General features: G+C 70.0%; 23 protein-coding genes and 2 tRNA genes. 8 read left to right on the forward strand and 17 right to left on the reverse strand.

From position 1 onward, the window contains the following. The first annotated feature begins 4 nt into the window (after positions 1 to 4). The gene (locus tag NE358_RS09390) at positions 5 to 460 is read left to right on the forward strand and encodes a hypothetical protein (protein WP_289937919.1); all 456 of its coding nucleotides are present in this window, start codon (positions 5 to 7) and stop codon (positions 458 to 460) included. A 658-nt stretch (positions 461 to 1118) separates the two neighbouring features. Further along, entirely contained in the window at positions 1119 to 1280 is a 162-nt protein-coding gene (locus tag NE358_RS09395; RefSeq protein WP_289937920.1) for a hypothetical protein, read from the forward strand. 160 nt (positions 1281 to 1440) lie between these two features. Here the strand turns inward: NE358_RS09395 and NE358_RS09400 are convergent. Next, positions 1441 to 1516: transfer RNA gene (locus tag NE358_RS09400), tRNA-Glu, on the reverse strand. A gap of 187 nt (positions 1517 to 1703) precedes the next feature. Here NE358_RS09400 and NE358_RS09405 point away from each other — a divergent pair. Continuing rightward, positions 1704 to 2342: an MBL fold metallo-hydrolase gene (locus tag NE358_RS09405; protein ID WP_141377205.1), complete on the forward strand. Its 639-nt coding sequence runs from the start codon at positions 1704 to 1706 to the stop codon at positions 2340 to 2342. A gap of 170 nt (positions 2343 to 2512) precedes the next feature. Here the strand turns inward: NE358_RS09405 and NE358_RS09410 are convergent, their stop codons facing one another. From NE358_RS09410 to NE358_RS09425, 4 genes are read right to left on the reverse strand one after another with little or no spacing between them, the layout of a single operon-like run. Then, positions 2513 to 2782, reverse strand: a complete 270-nt coding sequence (locus tag NE358_RS09410) for an HPr family phosphocarrier protein (protein WP_055836516.1) — start codon at positions 2780 to 2782, stop codon at positions 2513 to 2515. A 27-nt stretch (positions 2783 to 2809) separates the two neighbouring features. Further along, positions 2810 to 4876, reverse strand: coding sequence for a PTS fructose transporter subunit IIABC (locus NE358_RS09415; protein WP_289937928.1), 2067 nt, complete (start codon positions 4874 to 4876; stop codon positions 2810 to 2812). Between the two features lie 18 nt (positions 4877 to 4894). Next, complete coding sequence (locus NE358_RS09420) at positions 4895 to 5860, reverse strand: 1-phosphofructokinase family hexose kinase (protein WP_289937930.1); 966 nt, start codon at positions 5858 to 5860, stop codon at positions 4895 to 4897. Continuing rightward, the gene (locus tag NE358_RS09425; RefSeq protein WP_141377422.1) at positions 5857 to 6633 is read right to left on the reverse strand and encodes a DeoR/GlpR family DNA-binding transcription regulator; all 777 of its coding nucleotides are present in this window, start codon (positions 6631 to 6633) and stop codon (positions 5857 to 5859) included. The genes NE358_RS09420 and NE358_RS09425 overlap by 4 nt, the downstream gene beginning before the upstream one ends. A gap of 211 nt (positions 6634 to 6844) precedes the next feature. Between NE358_RS09425 and NE358_RS09430 the strand changes: the two genes are divergently transcribed. From NE358_RS09430 to NE358_RS09440, 3 genes are read left to right on the forward strand one after another with little or no spacing between them, the layout of a single operon-like run. Then, positions 6845 to 7891 carry an ABC transporter substrate-binding protein gene (locus NE358_RS09430; RefSeq protein ID WP_289937933.1) on the forward strand — a complete coding sequence of 349 codons (1047 nt, stop codon included), beginning with the start codon at positions 6845 to 6847 and terminating at the stop codon, positions 7889 to 7891. 56 nt (positions 7892 to 7947) lie between these two features. Beyond that, positions 7948 to 8943 carry a FecCD family ABC transporter permease gene (locus NE358_RS09435; RefSeq protein ID WP_246078187.1) on the forward strand — a complete coding sequence of 332 codons (996 nt, stop codon included), beginning with the start codon at positions 7948 to 7950 and terminating at the stop codon, positions 8941 to 8943. Continuing rightward, on the forward strand, positions 8940 to 9713 hold the full coding sequence (locus NE358_RS09440) for an ABC transporter ATP-binding protein (RefSeq protein WP_289937938.1): 774 nt from the start codon (positions 8940 to 8942) through the stop codon (positions 9711 to 9713). The genes NE358_RS09435 and NE358_RS09440 overlap by 4 nt, the downstream gene beginning before the upstream one ends. A gap of 16 nt (positions 9714 to 9729) precedes the next feature. Here the strand turns inward: NE358_RS09440 and NE358_RS09445 are convergent, their stop codons facing one another. The 6 genes from NE358_RS09445 to NE358_RS09470 form a co-directional block, all read right to left on the reverse strand. Continuing rightward, entirely contained in the window at positions 9730 to 10152 is a 423-nt protein-coding gene (locus NE358_RS09445; protein ID WP_289937941.1) for a hypothetical protein, read from the reverse strand. 92 nt (positions 10153 to 10244) lie between these two features. Beyond that, positions 10245 to 10427, reverse strand: a complete 183-nt coding sequence (locus NE358_RS09450) for a hypothetical protein (RefSeq protein WP_103208828.1) — start codon at positions 10425 to 10427, stop codon at positions 10245 to 10247. 27 nt (positions 10428 to 10454) lie between these two features. Beyond that, positions 10455 to 11369: a CE1 family esterase gene (locus NE358_RS09455; RefSeq protein WP_289937943.1), complete on the reverse strand. Its 915-nt coding sequence runs from the start codon at positions 11367 to 11369 to the stop codon at positions 10455 to 10457. Positions 11370 to 11491: 122 nt separating this feature from the next. After that, positions 11492 to 11563, reverse strand: a tRNA-Gln gene (locus tag NE358_RS09460). A gap of 261 nt (positions 11564 to 11824) precedes the next feature. Then, a complete protein-coding gene (gltX, locus tag NE358_RS09465) occupies positions 11825 to 13333 on the reverse strand; it encodes a glutamate--tRNA ligase (protein ID WP_289937945.1) in 1509 nt (502 codons plus the stop codon). Positions 13334 to 13343: 10 nt separating this feature from the next. After that, positions 13344 to 14306 carry a LysR family transcriptional regulator gene (locus NE358_RS09470; RefSeq protein ID WP_289937947.1) on the reverse strand — a complete coding sequence of 321 codons (963 nt, stop codon included), beginning with the start codon at positions 14304 to 14306 and terminating at the stop codon, positions 13344 to 13346. Between the two features lie 80 nt (positions 14307 to 14386). On the opposite strand from NE358_RS09470, the gene NE358_RS09475 reads away from it, so the two are divergent. Then, the gene (locus tag NE358_RS09475) at positions 14387 to 15475 is read left to right on the forward strand and encodes an aminotransferase class V-fold PLP-dependent enzyme (protein ID WP_289937951.1); all 1089 of its coding nucleotides are present in this window, start codon (positions 14387 to 14389) and stop codon (positions 15473 to 15475) included. Positions 15476 to 15521: 46 nt separating this feature from the next. Here NE358_RS09475 and NE358_RS09480 read toward each other — a convergent pair whose 3' ends face one another. From NE358_RS09480 to NE358_RS09500, 5 genes are all read right to left on the reverse strand, one after another. Continuing rightward, on the reverse strand, positions 15522 to 16793 hold the full coding sequence (locus NE358_RS09480) for an MFS transporter (protein ID WP_116239945.1): 1272 nt from the start codon (positions 16791 to 16793) through the stop codon (positions 15522 to 15524). Further along, complete coding sequence (locus tag NE358_RS09485; RefSeq protein WP_103208816.1) at positions 16786 to 17553, reverse strand: fumarylacetoacetate hydrolase family protein; 768 nt, start codon at positions 17551 to 17553, stop codon at positions 16786 to 16788. The genes NE358_RS09480 and NE358_RS09485 overlap by 8 nt, the downstream gene beginning before the upstream one ends. Before the next feature lie 495 nt (positions 17554 to 18048). Beyond that, the gene (locus NE358_RS09490) at positions 18049 to 19155 is read right to left on the reverse strand and encodes a branched-chain amino acid aminotransferase (RefSeq protein ID WP_103208814.1); all 1107 of its coding nucleotides are present in this window, start codon (positions 19153 to 19155) and stop codon (positions 18049 to 18051) included. A 54-nt stretch (positions 19156 to 19209) separates the two neighbouring features. Further along, a complete protein-coding gene (locus NE358_RS09495; RefSeq protein ID WP_141377225.1) occupies positions 19210 to 20259 on the reverse strand; it encodes a 3-isopropylmalate dehydrogenase in 1050 nt (349 codons plus the stop codon). 24 nt (positions 20260 to 20283) lie between these two features. Continuing rightward, positions 20284 to 21786 (reverse strand): MFS transporter, encoded by a 1503-nt coding sequence (locus tag NE358_RS09500; RefSeq protein ID WP_499317707.1) that lies wholly within the window; start codon positions 21784 to 21786, stop codon positions 20284 to 20286. Positions 21787 to 21897: 111 nt separating this feature from the next. Between NE358_RS09500 and NE358_RS09505 the strand changes: the two genes are divergently transcribed. Then, positions 21898 to 22440 (forward strand): TetR/AcrR family transcriptional regulator, encoded by a 543-nt coding sequence (locus NE358_RS09505; protein WP_141377227.1) that lies wholly within the window; start codon positions 21898 to 21900, stop codon positions 22438 to 22440. 20 nt (positions 22441 to 22460) lie between these two features. On the opposite strand, the gene NE358_RS09510 is transcribed toward NE358_RS09505, so the two are convergent. Next, on the reverse strand, positions 22461 to 22652 hold the full coding sequence (locus tag NE358_RS09510) for a hypothetical protein (protein WP_103208805.1): 192 nt from the start codon (positions 22650 to 22652) through the stop codon (positions 22461 to 22463). Positions 22653 to 22703 lie beyond the last annotated feature (51 nt).

Consider the following 22703-nt stretch of genomic DNA (forward strand, 5'->3'; position numbering starts at 1 on the left):
CGGAGTGGTCAACATCGACCTACGACCGGACGGCACTCTTCTCGTCCATGTGATGGCCCGCACGACGGAGGGTGCGATGATTCTGAGCGGTCTCCCAAAGGTCCTTACGGATGCCGATGACGACATTTCGCTTGGACAGACCGTCATGGCAGCGACCGACGAGGCCGTGTCCACCGTGCTGCCTGCCCGTGACCTACGACACAACCCGCCTGACGCTGAACTACTGGAGTGGTTGAAGCTCCCCTCCTACGCTGCATACGCGAAGGGGGTTCGAGAGGTAAAGGTGCACGGTTTCTATGAAGCTGGTGCACTGACGCACGTCCTGGTAACGCCCGCCCACAATGGCGGCGCACGAAGCGGTTTCACTCCGCTCACTGACCATCGGGTCAGGCTGGATAGCCCCACGGCGGCGCAGCTTGGGGCGGCTGTCCAGGAAGCTTTTGCTCTGGCCACTCTTTAGGGAAGAACGAGCGGGCGAGCGGAACGGATTGGTGACAACTGATCGCTCGTTCCGTCAGGTGCTGGCGGGGAGGACGCCGTCGCGGCCCGTCCCAATCCCAGGGGCTTGGCGAGGGCGTTTCGGTGGCCGCCCGTGGGCCTCAAAGCGGCGTCACCATCGAACAGATCGTGACCGATTTCGGGATCAGCGAAGCAATGCCGCAGAACTGGCTCCGCGGGCCGATATCGAGGAAGGCAACCGGCCCCGCCAAGCTGCTGTCGCGCGTCCTCTGAAAGCCTCCACTGCGTGAGCCGGGCGAGGCATGACGAACCCCTCGATATCGGTCCTGAGAACTCCGAGACGCCCCGAGTTCTCAGGCGGGGCACGCAGCCGGTTCGCCACGACACTTCAATTCCCACGAATCCCAGTCAGGCCACGTCTCTCTGTGCGGTCGCGATGACAATGTGCTCGAACAAGCTGTCCACTCGGCCCACCGCGTAGGCGGCGCACCAGGGCTGGCGTCGGCTACAGCCAGCACTCCTTTCACCGCTGGGTGATACGGCAGAGCTGCCTTGATATTGACATTCGCGGCGGTTAGCTCGGCGCGTAGGCCGATGACACGGCGACCGTGATGGCATCAGGCCACACAGCGACGAGCAGACTCATCAGCTTCTCTCGCATGAGACGAGCGTCCGTCGGTATAAGGGCGCTCCCGCTGAACGGGATCGTCGTCGGCCTCGGGTTCCTGCTGCCGTGGATCGCGGTGGCGGGCGTGGTCCTGGCGGTGGTGTGGGGGGTGCGCCCCCTGGTGCGGTGCCGCCGAGCCGAACGCGAAAGCTGAGCCGCGCTTACTCCGCACCGGATTCGGATCGAAGCAACAGAATCGGATGCCGGGAGTCCTGGCATCCGATGGTGGTGCACGTCTCCGATTCTGTTGCGAAGTCCGGGCATCCCCTGCCAACGAAAAATGCCCCGACCATTCGGTCGAGGCATTTTCGTGTTGGTGACCCCAGCGGGATTCGAACCCGCGTTACCGCCGTGAGAGGGCGGCGTACTAGGCCGCTATACGATGGGGCCGCGTCGTCAACCATTCAAGTATGCATGACAGTTGACGCCCACGCAAAATCGAGGCCGAGGCGTCGACTTCTCGGGCGTGTCCGGCCACGGTACCGCGAGATGGCCTCGCGCGGAAGAGCCGTTAGACGCTGTTCACCCACCGCGCCAGCGCTTGCTCCACTCCGGCGTGCAGGAGTTGACTCGTCTCATGCGCCTCACGAAGCACGAACACGCCGCCCTCGTCCTCGCCGAATCCGGTCACTCGCTCGTGATCGACCCGGGCAGCTTCACCTCGCCCCTCGAAGAGCTGACGAACCTCGACGGCATCGTCATCACCCACGAGCACGCCGACCACTGGACGCCCGAGCACCTCACCCGCCTGCAGAAGGCCCACCCCGGCGTGCCGATCTACGGCCCCGAAGGGGTGCGCGACGCCGCGGCCGGTTTCGACGTCACCGTGGTGCACCCGGGCGACACCCTCGACCTCGGGCCCTTCCACCTGGAGTTCTTCGGCGGGAAGCACGAGGTCATCCACTCCTCCATCCCCGTGGTCGACAACGTCGGCGTTCTCGTCAACGACGCGGTGTACTACCCGGGCGACTCGTTCGCGGTCCCCAAGCACAAGAAGGTCGAGCTGCTCGCCGCCCCCGTCGGCGCCCCGTGGCTCAAGGTCGGCGACGCCATCGACTACGTGCTCGCGGTCAAGCCCGAACGCGTCTTCGCTACCCACGACATGACCCTCTCGGTCGCCGGAAAGCAGATGGGCGACGCGCGCCTCACCTGGGCCGTGGAGCAGAACGGCGGCTCGTTCGTCGACCTGAAGCCGGGCGACTCCGTCGAGGTCTGACGGCCCCAGCGTGCCAAACTCCTGAGAGGTTTGCCGGCGTGCGTCCCGAACCGCCGAACATCAACATCCGTCGTTGACTTCTCAGGAGTTTCGTACGCCTCGATCTCGCAGAAACACCGCATGCCACGAGCCCTGGGGCCGTGGCATCCGGTGTTCTGTGAAGAGGTGCGTTACTGCGCGTCGAGATCGGTCTCGAGAAGGGCGACGAGCTCGTCGAGCGCCTGCTCGGCGCCGTCGCCCTCGGCCTTCAGCGTCACGACGGTGCCGTGACCGGCGCCGAGGCCCATGAGCGAGAGGATGCTGCCGGCGTTGAGGTCGGCACCGCCCTCGGCGGCGATCGTGACGGGGATCTTCTTCTCCTGCACGGCCTGCACGAAGAGCTTCGCGGGGCGTGCGTGGAGGCCCGAGGCGCTCGCGATGGTGGCCTGACGTTCTGCCATGGTGAATCCTTCCGATTCGACGGGGTGTTACGCAGCGACCGTGGCTACGGGAGCAGCCTCGGCGACGGCGGCGTCCTGCGTGCTGCGGCCGATGCCCTTGAGGGCGACGACGATCAGCGCAGTCACGACGGTACCCGCCACGATTGCGAGGGCGAAACCCCAGAAGGGGTTGATCGCGAAGAACACGAAGATGCCGCCGTGGGGGGCGAACGACTGCACCGACAGCAGCATGCTCAGACCACCCGTGATCGCGCCGCCCACCATCGAGGCGGGGATGACGCGCAGCGGGTCGGCAGCGGCGAACGGAATCGCGCCCTCGGAGATGAACGAGGCGCCGAGCAGCCACGCGGCGGCGCCGTTCTCGCGCTCGACCGGGGTGAACTTCTTGCGGGCGAGCAGCGTCGAGGCGAGGGCCATCGCGAGCGGCGGGACCATACCGGCGGCCATGACCGCGGCCATGATGAGGTACGGCGTCGTGTTCGTCTGGGTCGCGGCGGCCAGGCCGGTCGTGGCGAAGACGTAGGCGACCTTGTTGACGGGGCCACCGAGGTCGAAGCACATCATGAGGCCGAGGATGACACCGAGCACGATGGCGCCGGCGCCGCTGGCGGCGAGCGAGGTCAGGCCGTCGGTGAGGGCGGCCATGAGAGCGGCGATCGGGCGGCCGAGGAACAGGATCATCAGGCCCGAGGCGAAGATCGATCCCAGGAACGGCACGATCACGACAGGCATGAGGCCGCGCAGCCACCGCGGGGCGTCGAAGCGACCCAGCCACCAGGCGATGAAGCCCGCGAGCAGACCGCCGATGATGCCGCCGATGAAGCCGGCGTTCATGAGCACGGCTACGGCGCCGGCGACGAAGCCGGGGGCGATACCGGGGCGGTCGGCGATCGCGTAGGCGATGAAGCCGGCCAGCACGGCCACGATGAAGCCCATCGAGGTCGCACCGATCATGAAGGCGACCGAACCCAGGTACTGCCCGACGGGGCCGAACGACGAGGTGATGTTCTCGGTCGGGAGATCCCACAGGGAGTTCTGGATGATGACGTTCGAGGCGTTCTTGGTGACCTCGTAGCCGCCGAGCAGGAAGCCCAGGGCGATGAGCAGACCACCGCCGGCGACGAACGGGATCATGTAGCTGACACCGGTGAGCAGCCACCGCTGGATGCGACGGCCCACCGACTGCTGCGCCACGGGAGCATCGGACGCGGATGCCGCGGCGGCACCGCCCTGCACGCGTGCGGCGTTCGGGTTGTCGCTCGCGGCGAGGGCCTCGGCGATGAGCTGCTTCGGCTGCTCGATGCCGCGCTTGACGCCGGCGCGGACGACGGGCTTGCCGGCGAAGCGCTGGGGCTCGCGCACGTCGACGTCGACCGCGAAGATCACGGCGTCGGCGTCGTCGATGACGCTCTGCGGAAGCGCCTTGTAGCCGCTCGAGCCCTGGGGCTCGACGACGAGCTCGACCCCCTCGGTCTCGGCGCCGGCGGCGGTGAGTGCGTCAGCGGCCATGAAGGTGTGGGCGATACCGGTGGCGCAGGCGGTGACGGCGACGATCTTCTTCATCTTCACGGCCGTGCGGGCCTCGGCGCGCGTCGCGGCCGGGGCCGCTGAGGCGGGCGCTGCGGCCGCGACCGGCGTCTCGGCCGGGCTGATGGCATCCGTGATGATCCGGACGGCCTCGGCGGGCGTCTGCGCCGAACGCAGGCCCGACATGAAGTCGTTGTTCATGAGGCTGCGCGCGAGCTGCGACAGCACCGACAGGTGGGCCTCGTCGGCACCTTCGGGGGCCGCGATGAGGAACACGATGTCGGCGGGGCCGTCGGGGGCGCCGAAGTCGACGCCCGGGGTCAACCGCGCGAAGGCGAGGGTGGGCTCGGTGACCGAGGCGCTGCGCGCGTGCGGGATGCCGATGCCGCCGGGCAGGCCGGTCTCGTCCTTCTGCTCGCGGGCCCAGGCGTCGTCGAACAGCTCTTGCGCACTGCGCGCGCGGCCCTGCGCGACGACGCGCTCGGCCAGAGCGCGGATCACCGACTGCTTGTCGGTGCCCAGGGGCACGTCGAGGGTGACGAGCTCCGGAGTGATGATGTCGGACATTGTCAGTGACCTCCGTGGTCAGGATGTTGCGATGGGGGTGGGGAATTCGGTGACGGCGATCGCACCCGCGGGCAGATCGTCGGGAGTCGGCGCCTGCGTGCCCGGAAGAGTGGCGGCGGCCGCTCCGTAGGCGATGCTGCGCGCGAGACGGTCGGGGGCCGAGGCCCCTTCGAGGTCGGCCAGCAGGTAGCCGGCGAGCGAGCTGTCGCCCGCGCCGACGGTGCTGGCGACCTGGATCTTGGGGGCGCGTCCGCGCCAGGTTCCCTGGGCCGTGAACAGCAGGGCGCCGTCGGCGCCGAGGGTCACGAGGGCGGATGCCACACGGTCCGGCACCAGGGACTGGGCGCGGCGCGAAGCCGTCGCGAGGAGGTCGTCGTCGGACGCAGGATCGTCTCCGACGAGTTCCGCCAGCTCTTCGTGGTTCGGCTTGATGAGGTCGGGCCGGGCGGTCTCGACGACCGCGGCAAGAGCGGGACCGGAGGCGTCGACCGCGATGAGCGGGGCCGCGCTCCCCCACTTCGCACGAACGGCGGCGATGAGATCTGCGTAGAACGTGAACGGGACGCCGGGAGGCAGCGACCCCGCGAGGACGAGCCACGCGGCGCCCTCCGAGGCGGCGACGACGCCGGCGACGAGCGCTTCGGCCTCGGTGACCGAGAGCTCCGCGCCGGGCAGGTTGAGCTTGGTGGTCTCACCCGCGGGGTCGGTGATCGTGAGGTTGGCGCGGGCACGGCCGGCCACCTCGATCACGTCGAGCTCGATACCGGTGTCTTCGAGGAGCATGCGGTACGGGTCATGGGCGTTGACCGGCACCACCGCGCGGGCTGGGGCACCGGCCGCCGAGACGACGCGGGCGACGTTCACGCCCTTGCCGCCGGCATCTTCGCGCGAGGACACAGCGCGCTGAACCTCCCCGGGCTGCAGGGCCTCGGACAGCACGACGGCCCGGTCGGCGGAGGGGTTGGCGGTCAGTGTGACGATCATGCGACGCGCACCTCGATGTCGGCGGCCTCGAGGGCCTCGGAAAGCGCCGCGGGAGGAGCGGCGTCGGTGACGAGCACGTCGAGCTCGTCGAGTCGGGCGAAGCGCACGAGCAGCTCCTCGCCGAACTTGGCCGCGTCGGCGACGAGAACGACGCGACGGGCGGACTGGATGATCGCCGCCTTGACAGCGGCCTCATCGGGGTCGGGGGTGCTCAGGCCGAACTCCACGCTCAGGCCGTTCGTCCCCACGAACGCGATGTCGGGACGGAGCTGGCCGATGGTGCGCACCGTGTGGGCGCCGACCGCGGCCGCGGTGACACCTCGGACGCGCCCGCCGATCGTGGTGAGCGACAGGCGTTCTTCGCCGGCGAGCAGGTGCGCGGCCTCGAGCGAATGCGTCACGACCTCGACTGCGCTGATACCCCCACCGAGAGCGGACGGCAGAAGCGAGGCGACAGCTGCGGGCGTGGTGCCGGCGTCGAGGAAGATCGAACCGCGGAAATCGGAGCCGAGCAGGGCCACGGCCTCGGCGGCGATGGCACGCTTCGCGTCTCGGTGACGCTCTCGACGCTCGGTGAGCGGGGACTCCGCCGTACTGGCACGGCCGATGTCGACCGCGCCGCCGTGGACACGACGGAGAGAACCGAGCCCCTCGAGCCGGTCGAGGTCGCGACGAACGGTCTCCGTCGTGACGTCGAAGCGACGGGCCAGATCGACGACGCTGACGCGTCCGATCTCGCGCAGTTCGCGCTCGATGAGCTGCTGGCGCTCCATTGCGTACACGGGGATCCCCTTCGAAGATTCCCACACGATACAACACGAAACCACACACGGCAACAGATTCGCGACACCCCGCACGACGCCGCGGGCGACGGCACTCCCCCACGAACGAAGAGACCGGTCCGGCGCGCGCAGCGAGTGAGGCTATCCTTACCCGTGGTCCGCCGTCGGGCCGCTCGTTCCACGATCCCTACGGAGTTCCCGGATGCCACGCGCCCGCGCCCTCGCCTTCCCGCTCGTCCTCGTGACCGCCGCCGCCCTGCTCGCCGGGTGCGGCGCCTCGGAGGTCGTCCCCGAAGCTTCGGCCTCCTCGACCGGAGAGGGCGCCACCGCCTACCCGCTGACGCTTCAGAACTGCGGGCGCGAGATCACGGTCGACGAGGCGCCCAGCCGGGTCGTCTCGCTCGACCAGGACTCCACCGAGATCCTGTTGTCGCTGGGCCTGCAGGACCGGATGGTCGGCACGGCATCCTGGACCGATCCGGTGCTCGACACGCTCGCCGACGCGAACGCCGCGGTCCCGCGCCTGTCGGACAACGCTCCCTCATACGAGGTCGTTCTCGGCACCGACCCCGACTTCGTCACCGCGTCGTTCGGCCGCCACTTCGCCCAGGGCGGCGTCGCGACCCGTGACCGCTTCGCCGAGACCGGCGTCGCGTCGTACCTCTCTCCCACCGATTGCGACGGCGACGTGAGCTTCAACGCGGGCGGCAAGCGCACCTCACCCCTCACGGTCGACACGCTCTACGGCGAGATCCGCGACCTCGCGCGCATCTTCGACGTGTCAGATCGTGGCGAGACGCTGGTCCAGTCGCTGCAGCAGCGTGCCGCGGCCGCGACCGAGGGCATCGACTTCGAGGGCCACACCGTGGCCTTCTGGTTCGCCGACACCAAGACCCCGTACGTCGCCGGAGGCTTCTCGAACGCGGCTCTGCTGGCATCCACCACCAAAATGACCAATGTGTTCGCGTCGCAGACGGACGACTGGCCCGCGGTGGGCTGGGAGAGCCTGGTGTCGGCCGACCCGGACGTGCTCGTGCTGGGCGACCTGCAGCGCGACCGTTTCCCCGGCGACCGGCTCGCCGACAAGATCGCCTTCCTCGAGAGCGATCCGCTGACCAGCACCATGACCGCTGTGAAGAACAAGCGCTACATCGCGCTGCACGGCGCCGAGCTCAACCCGTCGATCCGCTTCGTCGACGCGCTCGACAAGATCCGCGCCTGGTGGGATGAGAACGGGAGCACGCTCTGAGTACGGGGCTCGTCTCGCGCGCGCGGCTCGGACGGGGCTCGGCGGGTCTCGGCGTCGTGCTCGCCCTCGTCGGGCTCGTGGTGCTGGTGGTCTCCGTCGGCGTCGCCGTCACGTTGGGACCAGCCGACGTCTCCCTCGTGAACGTTCGTGACGTGCTGCTGAATCACCTCGGACTCGCCGACATCCCGGTCAAAGCCGCGAAGAATGCGATCGTGTGGGAGGAGCGCCTCCCCCGCGCCCTCGTCGCGGCGTGCGCCGGGGCCGGGCTCGCCCTCTGCGGCGTGGTCATGCAGTCGCTCCTGCGCAACCCCCTCGCCGAGCCGTTCGTGCTCGGCGTGTCGTCGGGAGCGTCGACCGGCGCCGTCGTGATCGGCGTGCTCGGAATCGGCGGCGGAGTGCTCGGCCTCTCGGGCGGGGCCTTCGTCGGCGCGCTCGTGGCCTTCGGCCTCGTGCTGCTGCTCTCTCGCTTCACCTCGGGCGGCACCTCCGGCGTCATCCTGGCCGGTGTCGCCAGCACCCAATTCTTCTCGGCACTGACCTCGCTCGTGGTGTTCGCCGTGGCCGACAGCGACGAGACGCGCGGGGTGATGTTCTGGCTCCTCGGCTCGCTCGAGGGCATGCGGTGGGACAAGGTCGCGCTCTGCGCCGTGGTGGTCGTCGTCGGCGGCGCCGTGTGCCTGTTCGCCGCGCGCGCCCTCGATGCCTTCACGTTCGGCGACGATGTGGCCGCCTCCCTCGGCATCCCGGTCGCTCGCACGCGCATCGGCCTGCTCATCGTGACAGCGCTCATGACCGCCGCCCTCGTCAGCGTCGTCGGCGCGGTCGGCTTCGTCGGGCTCGTCGTGCCGCACGCAGTCCGCCTGATGGTCGGCCAACGTCACGCGCGCGTCGTTCCGCTCGCAGCGGTCGTCGGCGCCGTCTTCATGGTGTGGGTGGATGCCGCGACCCGCACCCTCTTCGCGCCCACGCCCCTGCCTGTCGGTGTAGGAACGGCGCTGGTGGGCGTCCCGGTCTTCGTCGCCCTGCTCGTTCGACGCAAGGGGCGCGCATGACGCTCGAAGCCCGCGAGGTGCGCTGGACGCGCGGGGGAACCCTCGTCGTCGACGGTGTCTCGCTGCATCCCGAGCCCGGGACCACCGTGGGTCTGCTCGGGCCCAACGGCTCGGGCAAGTCTTCACTGCTGCGCCTGCTGCAGGGCGCGGCGCGACCGGACTCCGGCGACGTCCTGCTCGATGAGCGGCCGCTGACGCAGTGGCGCCGCCGCGATCTCGCCCGCACGGTCGCGGTGGTCACGCAGCACGCCGAGACCGACGCCGACATCGTGGTCCGCGATGTCGTGCGCCTCGGTCGCACTCCGCACCGCCCGATCTGGGGCGGGTCGACCAGCGGCGACGAGGAGGCGATCGACGCGGCGCTCGAGCGGGTCGCCCTGACGGACAAGGCCGACCGCCTCTGGCACACCCTGTCCGGCGGAGAGCGTCAGCGTGCGCAGATCGCCCGCGCCCTGGCGCAGGAGCCCCGCGAGCTGCTGCTCGACGAGCCGACGAACCACCTCGACATCCGCCATCAGCTCGACGTCCTCGCCCTCGTCGTCGCCCTCCCCGTGACGAGCATCATCGCGCTGCACGACCTCAATCTCGCCGCGACCTACTGCGACAGCGTGCTCGTGCTCCGCGCCGGCCGTGTCGTGGCGGCGGGGGCTCCCGCCCAGGTGCTCACGCCGGCGCTCATCGCCGACGTCTACGAGGTGAAGGCACGAGTGATCCCGGATGCCGAGACGGGGCGCTCCACGATCCTGTTCGACGGGCCGCTGGCGTCCTGATCCCTGTTCTGCGGCCTCAGGGTGCCACCACGGACAGGGTGAAGCGGATCGTCTTGCCGTCGGGGCCCGTGAGGGTGGCGGCGGTCTTGCCGACAGCGTGCGGCAGGAAGCCGGGGCGGAACACCGAACCCTCGGAAGGCCCTCCCGGGGAGAAGTCGGCGATCGCCACGTCGGCTGTCGACCCGGTCCATTCGGCCTCGGTGCCGTCGGGGACCGCGAGCACGAGCGAGGTGCCGATCTTGACGGTGGCGTCTTTGCCGTCGAGGTCCTCGGGAGAGACGACCGTGGGCGCGAAGGCCTGGTCGTCCGCCGATGCGGAAGGACTCGGCGCTGGCGCCGCGGGTGCGACGGGAGTGTCGGATGCGGCGGGCGCGCAGCCCGCGAGCAGAACGCCGGCCGTCACGACCAGGGCGAGCCGAAGAGCGAGGGAGCGCTTCACGAGGACCTTCTTCCGCGAGGAGGGGGACGGCCCGCGTCCCCGCTCGGATGCTAACCCGCGAAGTCTTTGATCGCGCCGAGCGCGCGCCGGGTTCAGTCGCCGAGAGGGATCTGCACCGAGGTCACCGACGAACCGCCGAGGTCGAGCAGCCCGGGCACGGCCGCAGGCTGCTCGTCGTCGGGCAGGAGTTCGGCCCGGGTCTTCGGCCGCGCGGGTTCGCCGGGGAGCCCGGCCCACTCGCTCGGTTCCTCGGGTCGCTGTACGAAGAGTCCCATGGAGCTATCCTCCCCCCGATCCGCGGCTCACGGCAGAGGGTGGGCTGTGAAGAACGTTTCGATCAGGGTCGTCGCCGAGATCGCCGTCTCGCCCGAGCCCGCCGCTCCCGGCCACACGTGCCCTCCCCCGTCGATCCGGTAGTGCACCAGGGCACCGCGGTCGTGGCATCCGGTCCACGTCTGCCTCTCGACTCCCGTCGCAACCGATTCCGAGCGCGGATCGGCGGCGCAGCCGTTGCGCGTCGCCACCTGCGATAGCCAGAGCGACACCGGGGCGACGGTCGCGTCGTGCCGGATGCCGCCGTCGTAGGGGATGACGTCGTCGGCGGTGCCGTGGAACTCGATCACCGGCACCGGGGAGCCACTCGCGCACGGCGGATTGGTCGCGGGGTAGATCGCCCCGGAGACGACGGCGAAAGCGGCGATGCGTTCGGGGAGGGCGCACGACAGCAACGACACGAACCCGCCGCCGTTCGAGATCCCGGCGGCGAACACGCGTTTCGGGTCGATGCAGAGACGCGACTCCACGTCGTCGAGGAGGGCGGTGGTGAAGGCCACGTCGTCCTCGCCCGACGAGTACGGCGCCCCCTGCCAGCCGACGCCCGCCGCGGTGCTCGCCGCCTGCGGGTAGACGACGATCGCGCCGCTGCCGTCGAGGCCGCTGAGCTGCTCGAGCTGCCCGGGCGGCATGCGGTATCCGGCGAAGGCGAGGATGAGCGGCGTCGGAGTCTGCGCCGTCATCGTCGCCGGGACGTGCACGGTGTATCCACGGGCCGCGCCGTCGACCGTCACCGCGAGCGGGATGCTCATGCCCGGTTCCAGGGACGGATTCGCGTCGCAGCCGGATGCCGTGGGGGGCTCGCTCGTGCCCGCCCCGCATCCCGCCAGCACCGTGCCCGCCACGACCAGGGCGGCGAGGGCGACGAGCGGGCGGAGGCGCATCGGGTCATCCTACGGTTCGCCCGCAACGGCGCGGAGAAGCCTCACGCATGCGGCCACCTGCGGCAGCCCCCATGGCACGCGAAAGGCCCGGGATCTTTCGATCACCGGGCCTTTTCGCAAAGCTGGGGTACCTGGACTCGAACCAAGAACAACGGAACCAGAAACCGCCGTGTTGCCAATTACACCATACCCCAATGGCTTCGAGCCGTAACTCGTGCCGAGGATCAAGCTTACGTGACGCGGAGCCATGCGCCAAACCGGGGCCCCGCCCCGCGCGTCCCGGGCGCGTCCAGGGCGGCCCGTCTCGAGGGCGCCGACCTCAGAGAACCGCGTGGAGATCGGACCTCCGGCGGGAGAATCTTCGATCCGCGTCGCATGCTCCGAGTTCCGCTCCCCCGCGCGCCGGAAACCAGCGATCCCCGCGACAGCGAAGTCGCGGGGATCGCTGGGGCGTCTCAGCCCAGGTGCGCCACCAGCGCCTCGAGGCGACGGATCGACTCGGCCTTGCCGAGCAGTTCCATCGACTCGAACAGCGGCGGCGAGATGCGACGTCCGGTGAGGGCGACGCGGGGCGGACCGTAGGCCACGCGAGGCTTGAGCCCCAGGTCGTCGACGAGCGCACCCGACAGCGCCTCCTGGACGGCAGCGGCGCTGAAGTCGTCGACCCCCTCAAGAGCGCGGACGGATGCCGCGAGCACCTCGGCCGCGTTCGCGGGAAGGCCCTTGAGCGCGTCCTCGGCGTAATCGACGTCGGAGACGAAGAGGAAGCCGAGCATGCCGGGGACCTCCCCCAGCAGCTGCACGCGCTCCTGCACGAGCGGCGCCGCCTGGGCGATGATCGCGCGGTGCTCGTCGCTCGGCTGCTCGGCGATGTATCCCGCACCCGCGAGATAGGGGACGATCCGGGCGGCGAAGTCCTCGGCATCCAGCATCCGGATGTGGTCACCGTTGATGGCTTCGGCCTTCTTCTGGTCGAAGCGTGCGGGGTTGGGGTTCACGTCGGCGATGTCGAAGGCGGCGATCATCTCGTCGAGCGAGAAGACGTCGCGGTCGGCGGACAGCGACCAGCCGAGCAGCGAGAGGTAGTTCAGCAGCCCCTCGTGGATGAAGCCCTTCTCGCGCTGCAGGAACAGGTCGGCCTGCGGGTCGCGCTTGGAGAGCTTCTTGTTGCCGGTCTCGCCCAGCACCAGCGGCATGTGGCCGAAGCGCGGCAGGAAGTCGGTGACGCCGGCATCGAGCAGCGCGCGGTACAGCGCGAGCTGACGAGCGGTCGAGGGCATGAGGTCTTCGCCGCGGATGACGTGGGTGATCCCCATGAGCGCGTCGTCGACCGGGTTCACGAAGGTGTAGAGCGGGATGCCGCCGGCGCGAACGATCACGAAGTCGGGGAACGAGCCCGCGGGGAAGGTCACCTCGCCGCGGATGAGGTCGACGAAGGTGAGGTCTTCGTCGGGAACGCGCACGCGCCACGCGGGCTCGCGCCCCTCGGCACGGAAGGCGGCCTTCTGCTCGTCCGTGAGGTCGCGGTCGTAGTTGTCGTAGCCGAGCTGCTTGGCGCGGCCGTTGGCCTCGTTGCGCGCGTCGATCTCTTCGGCGGTGGAGTAGCTCTCGTACACCGCCCCCGCGGCGATGAGCTTGTCGAGCACGCCGCGGTAGATCTCGTGGCGCTGCGACTGGCGGTACGGCGCGTGCGGGCCGCCGACCTCGACGCCCTCGTCCCAATCGATGTTCATCCACCGCAGCGCCTCGAGGAGCTGCCGGTAGCTCTCTTCGCTGTCTCGCGCGGCGTCGGTGTCTTCGATGCGGAAGACGAGCTTGCCGCCGTTGTGCCGGGCATAGGCCCAGTTGAACAGGACGGTGCGGATGAGACCGACGTGCGGCAACCCCGTGGGTGAGGGGCAGAAGCGGACGCGAACGTCGGCGCCGGTGGCGGTCGTGGTGCGGGGATCGGGCGTGGCAGACATCCCCTCGATCCTACCGGCGGGCGGTGTCTCTTCCCGAGTGCCGGAGGTGATCGGCCAGCACCTCGCCCATGACTTCCAACGCCGCTCCGACCGCGGGCACGTGCTCGGCCCCCCGCGCGGTCACGACGTGCAGGGTGCGCGCCTCGGTCGCGGGCAGTCGAGGAGCCGCGATGCCGGCGAGCATCGGGAGCGACGCCACCGCCATCCGCGGCAGGATCGCCATGCCCACCCCCTGGGCGACGAGGTTCTCGACGGCGATGAAGTTGTCGGTCTCGAACGCGATATCGGGCGTGAATCCGGCACGGCCGCACGCCTCGAGCAGGTGCCCGCGGCACTGCGGGCACCCCGCGATCCACCGCTCCCCCGCGAGTTGCGAGAGGTCGATGGGGTCGTGGGCGGCCGCGGGGTGGTCCGTGGGCACGACCACCACCGTGTCGTCGTCCCCGATGAGTCGGGACGAGAGTCCGGATGCCGCCGACTCCAGGTGTTCGCGTCGATCGCCCGGGTAGCTGTAGATGAGCGCGATGTCGGCGCGATTCTCGCGCACGGCGGCGATGGCCTCGGGCGGCTCGGCCTCGACGAAGCTGATGGACACACCCGGTCGGCGAGCGGTCACGGCGGCGATGACGCGCGGAACGACCGTCGACGACGCCGACGGGAAGGCGGCGATCCGTACGCGACCGGCCCGCAGACCACGCAGCTCGGCCAGGTCTCCGGCTGCCGCGTCGAGCGCCGTGGTGACGGCGGCCGCGTGACGGGCGAGGATCGACCCCGCCTCGGTGAGACGCACGCCTCGTCCGACACGTTCGACGATCGGCATCCCGGCGCGCCTCTCGAGGCGGCGAAGCTGCTGGCTCACCGCGGGTTGACTGTAACCGAGCGCTCGGGCAGCGGCGGTGATCGAACCGGTGTCGGCGATGGCCTTGACCACCCGCAGGGCGTTCGCGTCGAGGGAGTCGTCGATCTCAGCCATTCCCACACATAAGCAGAGGTGATGGTTCTCATGCAACACCTGTTCTAGTGCAATGTCAGGCGCGAGGCGATCCTGGTTTCATGAGCAGCCTCGCCTCGCACTTCGCCGGTGGCCGCGACTACCTCGCGGCCTGCACCCTCGGCCTGCCCTCGCGCGCCACGGTGGCCGCGGTCCGCGCCGACCTCGAGTCCGCGGCATCCGGACGCCCCGATGTCGTCGCCGCGTCGCAGGCCGTCGAAGAGGCGCGGGCCTCGTTCGCGCACCTCGTGAGCTCCCCGGTCGGTGACGTCGCGATCGGCTCGCAGACGTCGGTGCAGGTCGCACTCCTCGCCGCCGCCGCACCCGACGGCGCCGAGGTGCTGTGCGCCGAGGGCGACTTCTCGTCTCTCATCGCCCCCTTCGCTCACGCGGGCCGGGGCGTACGCCTGCGCACCGCTCCCCTGCACGAGCTCGCCGCCGCGATCTCACCCGACACCTGGCTCGTGGCATTCTCGCTCGTGCAGTCGGCGACCGGAGAGGTCGCGGACGCCGCGGGCATCGCCGCCGCAGCGGCTCGTAGCGGCGCCCGCACGCTGTGCGACCTGACACAGGCCGCCGGATGGCTCCCGGTCGACGCGACGATGTTCGACGCGACCGTCTGCCACGCCTACAAGTGGCTCTGCTGCCCGCGCGGGGTGTCGTTCCTCACCCTCGCGCCCGCCTTCGCGAGCGAGATCCGCCCCGTGCAGGCCGGGTGGTACTCGGGCGACGACCCGTGGGCGTCGTGCTACGGCACCGGCGGCCCGCTCGCCCCCGACGCTCGTCGATTCGACGTCTCGCCCGCATGGCAGGCGTTCGTCGGAGCGGCGCCGGCCCTGGCCCTGTTCGCCAACGCCGACATCACCGCGACCTACGCCCACGTCACGAGCCTGGCCGCCCGCTTTCGCGACGGATTGGGCCTGGAGCAGCCCGAGCGTCCCTCGGCGATCGTGACCTGGCCGGATGCCACGGGCGAAGCGCTCGCGCAGCTCACGGCCCACGGGATCACGGCGTCGGGCCGCGCGGGCCGCGCCCGCGTGGCGTTCCACGTCTTCAACGACGAACTCGACGTCGATCGCGCGCTGCACGCGCTCGGCGTGCGTGGCGCCGAGGACCTGTCGCCGTTCGACGGTCTGGTCTACGCGATCTGAAGGGCGCGTCTCACAGCTCGGACGCCTCGACCGTCGCCGCCACGACTCACGCGACGCCCGAGGACTGGCGCGAGCGGACGACGACCGCGCCCACGCAGACGGCGGCGACCGGCACCAGCGCCCAGAGCGCGAGACCGTCGTAGCCGACCGCCCCGAGGACCAGGCCGGCCAGTACCGAGCCCGCGGCCGCACACGCCGTCATGAGCGTGTCGCTCCGGCCCTGACGGCGCGGGCGAAGCGAGAGAGGCGACGCCTCGGTCAACAGGGCCGAACCCGAGACGGTGGCCGCGCTCCAGCCGAGACCGAGCAGCACGAGGGCCACGAGCACCCCGGCCTGCGAGTCGGGCAGTAGCGCCGCGACAGCCAGCGACGCCGCGAGCAGTACCTGACCGAGGACGATGACGCCGACGCGCCCGACGCGGTCGGCGAGAACACCGAAGACGGGCGAGAGCCCGTACATTCCGAACACGTGCGCGGAGATCGTGATGCCGACGGCGAGGGTCACGGCATCCGGAGCGACGATGTGCGAGAGGTGGACCGGAGTCATCGCCATGACCGAGGCCATGGTCACGTGCGACGCCGCGACGGCCAACATCGCGAATCGCGCGACACCCGGTCGGTCGGCCTGGGGAGCGGGAGCGGTGACGGATGCCGAGGCCTCCCGCTCGACGCGTTGGGCCAACAGCAACGGGTCGGGTCGCAGCACGAGCACGTACAGCGCGAACGCGCAGACCTGGGCCGCGAACGAGAAGAGGTAGGCGCCGGTCAGGCGCGGCATCCCGATGCTGGCCCCGATGAGCTCGCCGGGCGCGAGCAGGAGCGGGCCGACGACCCCGCCGACGGTCGTCGCCCAGACGACCGTCGCCAGGTCGCGCCCGCGGCGGGCGGTACTCGCGAGGTCGGTGGCGGCGAAACGCGACTGCAGGGTCGCGGCGTTCCCCGCGCCGATGAGGGCGATTCCGACGAGCAGCAGCGGGAACAGGCGGAGTGCGGCGGCCGCGATGACCACGGCGATGCCGATCAGGGCCGCGACGTTTCCCGTGGTGAGCGCCACACGCCGACCACGACGACCGGCCAAGCGAGCCAGCGGGATCGCGGTGAGAGCCGCGCCAAGGGTGACCGAGGCCGTGGCCAAGCCCGACAGGGCCTCCTGCCCCGACAGGTCAGCGGCGAGCAGTGCCCCGAGCGAGAGGGTCGCCCCGAAAGCGACGCCTGTGAGCACCTGGCCCGCGGCGAGCACCCGGACCGTCCGGCGCTGGGTGACGGCGAGGTCGCGCTCGGTGAGCGCGGCGCCCGCCGCCACAGGGGAGTCAGGCATCGCGCGCCGTGTTGCGCAGGATGCCGATGCCACTCACCTCGACCTCGACGGTGTCGCCGGCCTCGAACGGACCGACGCCGGCCGGCGTGCCCGTGAGGATGAGGTCGCCGGGGAGGAGCGTGAACACCGCGGAGGCGTACGCGACGAGCGCGCCGATGCCGTGGATCATGTCGGAGACCGGGCCCTGCTGACGCACCTCGCCGTTGACGCGCGTGGTGATAGCCGCGGAGTCGAGGTCGAGATCGGTCTCGATGACGGGCCCGACGGGGCAGAAGGTGTCGAATCCCTTGGCGCGCGACCACTGACCGTCGGTGCGTTGCAGGTCGCGAGCCGTGATGTCGTTGGCGACGGTGTAGCCGAAGATGTAGTCACTGGCGCGCTCGGCGGGAACGTTCTTCGCGATACGGCCGATCACGACGGCGAGCTCGCCCTCGTAGTCGGTGTGCGAGCTCAGGCTCGTGGGGCGCACGATCACGTCGTTCGGCCCGATGACCGACGTGTTCGGCTTGAGGAACATGAGCGGTTCGGCCGGTGCCTCGCCGCCCATCTCCGCGGCGTGGTCGTGGTAGTTCTTGCCGATGCAGACGACCTTCGAACGCGGGATCACCGGCGCGAGCAGGGCCGCATCGGCGAGCGGGACGCGCTCCCCCGTCGTCTCGAACCCGGCGAACATCGGGTCTCCGGCGAGGACCACGAGTTCGCCGTCGTCGACGATCCCGTAGCGAAGGGCATCCTGGTAGCTGAATCGAGCGATCTTCACGGAGCCAGCCTATCCGCGGCCCCCGACATCCCACCGGGTCCGCCGAGGCCTCACCCACGCTCAACCACCCGCATGTGCGCCCGACGTCGCGCCGCTCCCCACGCATAAACGCGATCCGCGCTCATAAACACGCGCACCACGCGTTTTTCGCCGCAGATCGCGTTTATGCGTGGAACCCGCTGCCGCTCCCCACCGCCGCCACGCTCGACACACGACAACCGCGCCGGGCGCCGCTACCCCGGGCGTCACGCCGCGCGACGCCACCCCGTGCGCCGCTACCCCGGGCGTCACGCCGCACGCCGCCACCCCAGGCGCCGCCACCCCACGCATAAACGCGATCCGCGCTCATAAACACGCGCACCCCGCGTTTATGAGCGCAGATCGCGTTTATACCCGCTTGCCGGGGCCAGGACCCCACCGCACGCCGTCGCGGACGGTGAGCGGATACGACGGAGGGACCCCCGGCATCCGGGAGCCCCTCCGTGTGCGCGACGCTCAGGCGTCGAGGCGGTACAGCCAGCCGTGCTTGTCTTCGGCGCGGCCGTACTGGATGTTCGTGAGCTCCTCGCGCAGTTCGAGCGCGAGAGTGCCGGTGGGCTGCTCGTCGATGAAGTCACGGCCCTTGAGCACACCGATCGGGGTGACGACCGCGGCGGTGCCGCACGCGAACACCTCGACGATGTCTCCGGATGCCACTCCCTGGCGCCACTCGTCCAGCGAAACGTTGCGGCCCACGACGTGGTGACCGCGGTCGCGAGCGAGCTGCAGGAGCGAGTCGCGCGTGATCCCCTCGAGGATCGAGTCCGACTGCGGGGTCACGATCGTGCCGTCCTTGTAGACGAACACGACGTTCATACCGCCGAGCTCCTCGACATTGCGGTCTTGGTCGAGGAAGACGACCTGATCGCACTCGTTCTCGTAGGCCTCCGACTGCGGCAGCAGGCTGGCGGCGTAGTTGCCGCCGGTCTTGGCCGCGCCCGTGCCGCCCTTGCCGGCGCGCGAGTAGTCCTCGCTGAGCCAGATCGAGACGGGCTTCACGCCACCCTTGAAATACGCGCCCGCGGGGCTGGCGATCAGGTAGTAGGCGACCTTGTGCGCGGGGCGGACCCCGAGGAACGCCTCTTTCGCGAACATGAACGGACGCAGATACAGGCTCTGGTCCTCACCCGAGGGAACCCATGCGCCGTCGACGGCGATGAGCTCCTTCAGCGACTGCAGGAAGTACGGCACCGGCAGCTCGGGAAGGGCGAGTCGTCGCGCGGAGCGCTGCAGGCGGCGCCCGTTCTGGTCGGGGCGGAAGGTATGCACCGAGCCGTCGGCGTGGCGATAGGCCTTGATGCCCTCGAAGATCTCCTGGCCGTAGTGCAGGACCGCGGCGGCCGGGTCGAGCGAGATCGGGCCGTAGGGCGAGACGCGCGGGCGGTGCCAGCCGCCGCGGACCGACCAGCAGATGTCGACCATATGGTCGGTGAAGCTCTGCCCGAAGCCGGGATTGGCGAGGACCGCGTCGCGGTCGGTCGTGCTCTTGGCCGCGAGGTTGCGCGTGACGGAGAACTCGAGCGGTTCGAGTCCGGTGTCGGGATCGGTGTCGATGGTGGTCATTCGTTGTCCAAAGCTTCTCGAGTGCCGGAGGCGATGCTCGCCGATCGGTCCAGGTTACGCCTGGACGCGTTCGGCGATGGCGTCGCCGATCTGGGCGGTGGTGCGGACCCCGTCGCGGCTGGCGATGTCGTCCTCGACCGCGCGGGTCACGCGGGCGGCCTCGTCGGTCAGCCCGAGGTGATCGAGCAGGAGGGCGACGGAGAGGATCGCGGCCGTGGGGTCGGCCTTCTGGCTTCCCGCGATGTCGGGCGCCGAACCGTGCACGGGCTCGAACATCGAGGGGAACGCGCCGTCGGGGTTGATGTTGCCCGAAGCGGCGAGGCCGATGCCACCGGTGACGGCGCCGGCCAGGTCGGTCAGGATGTCGCCGAAGAGGTTGTCGGTGACGATCACGTCGAAGCGGCTCGGGTTCGTGACCAGGAAGATGGTTGCCGCGTCGACGTGCAAGTAGTCTACGGCGACACCGGGGAACTCGGATGCCACGGCGTCGACGATCCGCTTCCACATACCGCCCGCGTGCACGAGCACGTTGGTCTTGTGCACGAGCGTGAGCTTCTGCCGGCGACGCTCCGCGAGGGCGAAGGCGTAGCGGACCACGCGCTCGACGCCGTAAGCGGTGTTGACGGAGGTCTCGTTCGCGACCTCGTGCGCCGTCCCGCGGCGGATCGAGCCGCCGTTGCCGACGTAGGGCCCCTCGGTACCCTCGCGCACCACGACGAAGTCGATCTCGCCCGGCTCGGCGAGCGGCCCGGTGGCGCCCGGGTAGAGCTTCGACGGGCGGAGATTGACGTAGTGGTCGAGCTCGAAACGAAGCTTCAACAGCAGGCCGCGCTCGATGTTCGCATCTTTGAGTCGGGGATCGCCGGGCACTCCCCCGACGGCGCCGAGCAGGATCGCGTCGTGCGCGGCGATCGCGGCAAGGTCGTCGTCGGTGAGCGTGTCGCCCGTCTCGAGGAAGCGACCTGCGCCGAGGGAGAACGGCGTCTTCTCGAACGAGACGTCGGATGCCGCGGTGACGGCGTCGAGCACCTTCACGGCCTCGGCGACGACCTCGGGACCGATGCCGTCACCGGGGATGACGGCCAGCTTCACGACACGCGACATCGCTCTCCTCAGAGCTCGGGCACGTCACTGCTTCGACGTGCTGCGGGATCCTCCCAGGGTAGTGGCAGCGATGACCGCGGCCACGACGATCAGCGCCGCGCCGATCAGCGCGGTGACGACGACGCCGGAGTCGAAAGCGTGTGCAGCGGCGGTGCGCAGGGCATCGGCCAGGGCGACGTCGTCGAGGGTGTTCGAGACGGCCACCGCGCCGGCGAGGGTCTCTCGGGCGGCGTGGGCCGCGGCATCCGGAAGCCCGGCGGGCAGGACGAGCTGCGCCCGGTAGAACGCGGCGAGGATGCCTCCGAGCACAGCTGTGCCCAGGACGGCACCCACCTCGTAGGCGGTCTCGGAGACCGCGCTGGCCGCGCCGGCCTTCGCAGAAGGGGCACTGGAGAGGATCAGTTCGTTCGAGACCGTCTCGGCGGCGCCGATTCCGATACCCAGCAGGGCGAACGCGACGATCAGCAGCGTCAGGTCGCCCGTGGAGACCGCGACCATGATGTACGCGACGACCGAGAACGACAGGGCGACGGGCACGACGATCTGCGACGGGAATCGCTTCGCCACGGGCACGACCGCGAGCCCCGAGATGATCATGAGAACGAGCCCCGGCAGGAGAGCGAACCCCGCGACCATCGGGGAGAGACCGACGACCAGTTGCAGGTGCTGAGCGACGAAGTACAAGAAGCCGACGAGTCCGACGACGCTCAGTAGGTTCACCAGGATCGCGCCGGAGAACGTGCCCTGGCGGAACAGTGTCATGTCGAGCATGGGCGTCGTCAAGCGGCGCTGACGCCGGACGAACAGCCACCCGAACACCACCCCGACGACGAACAGCACAGGAGCGAGCGACATCGGGCCGTCGACGGCGAGCTTCTTGATGCCGTAGACGATCGGCACCATCGTCGCGAGCGAGAGGAGAACGCTGAGGGGGTCGAACCGGCCCGGCTGGGGGTCGCGACTCTCGGGCACGAAGAACGGCGCGAGAACGACGAGCGGCACGAGCACCGGCACGGCCATCAGGAAGACCGAGCCCCAGGTGAAGTGCTCGAGCAGGAACCCGCCGACGATCGGACCGAGTGCGGCCCCCGCAGAGAATCCGGAGGCCCACACGGCGATCGCGATCCGGCGCTGGTCGCGGTCGCGGAAGATGCTGCGCAGCAGAGACAGGGTGGACGGCATGAGCATGGCGCCGAAGACGCCCATGAGCGCGCGCCCGGTGATCAACAGGGCCGCGGTGGGGGCGAACGCCGACAGCGCCGACACCGCCGCGAAACCGGTCGCACCGATGAGCAGCATGCGGCGGCGACCGAAACGATCGCCCAGCGTGCCCATCGTCACGAGGAGTCCGGCGAGGACGAGCGGGTAGACGTCGATGATCCACAGCTGTTCGATGCTCGAGGGCTGGAGCGACAGCGCGATCTCGGGCAGCGCGAAGCTCAGCACCGTGTTGTCGACCGAGACGAGCAGCACGGGCAGCATGAGCACCGCCAGCGCGAACCATCCCCGCCAACCGGCGCGGGTCACGGAGATTTCCGAGGTGGGCAACGAGGTGAGCATGAGGGAGTCCGTTTCTAAACCGTCCAGCCGGTATAGTAACAGAGCACGCCACCCCGCCGCCAGTACGATCGAGGAGTCATGAGCCGCCCCCCTCTCGCCCGCGAAGCCGTCCTCGACGCCTTCAGCCGCATCCTCGTCGACGAGGGCGAGCGCGCCGCCACGATGGATGCCACCGCGCGCGGCGCCGGGGTGTCGAAAGGTGGACTGCTCTACCACTTCAGCTCGAAGAGCGCTCTCGAGGCGGCGCTCGTCGAACGGCTCGAGCGGCTCGCCGACGAAGACGTCGCCGAGATCGAGAGGTCGGACGAGGGGGTCGTCGCCGCACACCTGCGCTCCTCGCAGAACACCGGGTCGCCGCTCGACGTCACGATCTTGGCCGTGTCTCGCCTCGCCCAGAACGGCAGCGACGCCGCTACGGCATCGCTCCGCCGCGTCCGCGAGCTGTGGGAGAACAGCCTCCGCGCGCACACCCGTGACGAGACGGCGCTGCAGATGGTGCTGCTGGTGAGCGACGGGCTGTACTTCAACGCCGTTCTCGATCTGAACGCACTGCCCGGGCCGACTCTCGAGGGTGCCGACCTCGATGCGCTCATCGCCCGCGTCGTCGCCGCGACCACGTAAAGCGCGGCCGAGGGCCCGGGTCAGTCTCGCTGCCGCTCCGCCCGCCGTTCGCGGCGCTCGCGCCGAAGGTCCATGACCACGCCGAGCAGGATCAACACTCCCCCGATCACGCCGAGGAGGCCCCAGGGGGTGCGGCGCACGACATCGGCCACCCCCGCGACGAGGAAGAGGATGCCGAGACAGGCGGAGACGACGCGAAGGACCAGGGCCACTCGCGCAGTGTGAACCCCTCGATTTTGCGCGGGCCCTGAATCTCCGACGCG

The sequence above is a fragment of the Sphingomonas sp. G5 genome, assembly GCF_052660795.1.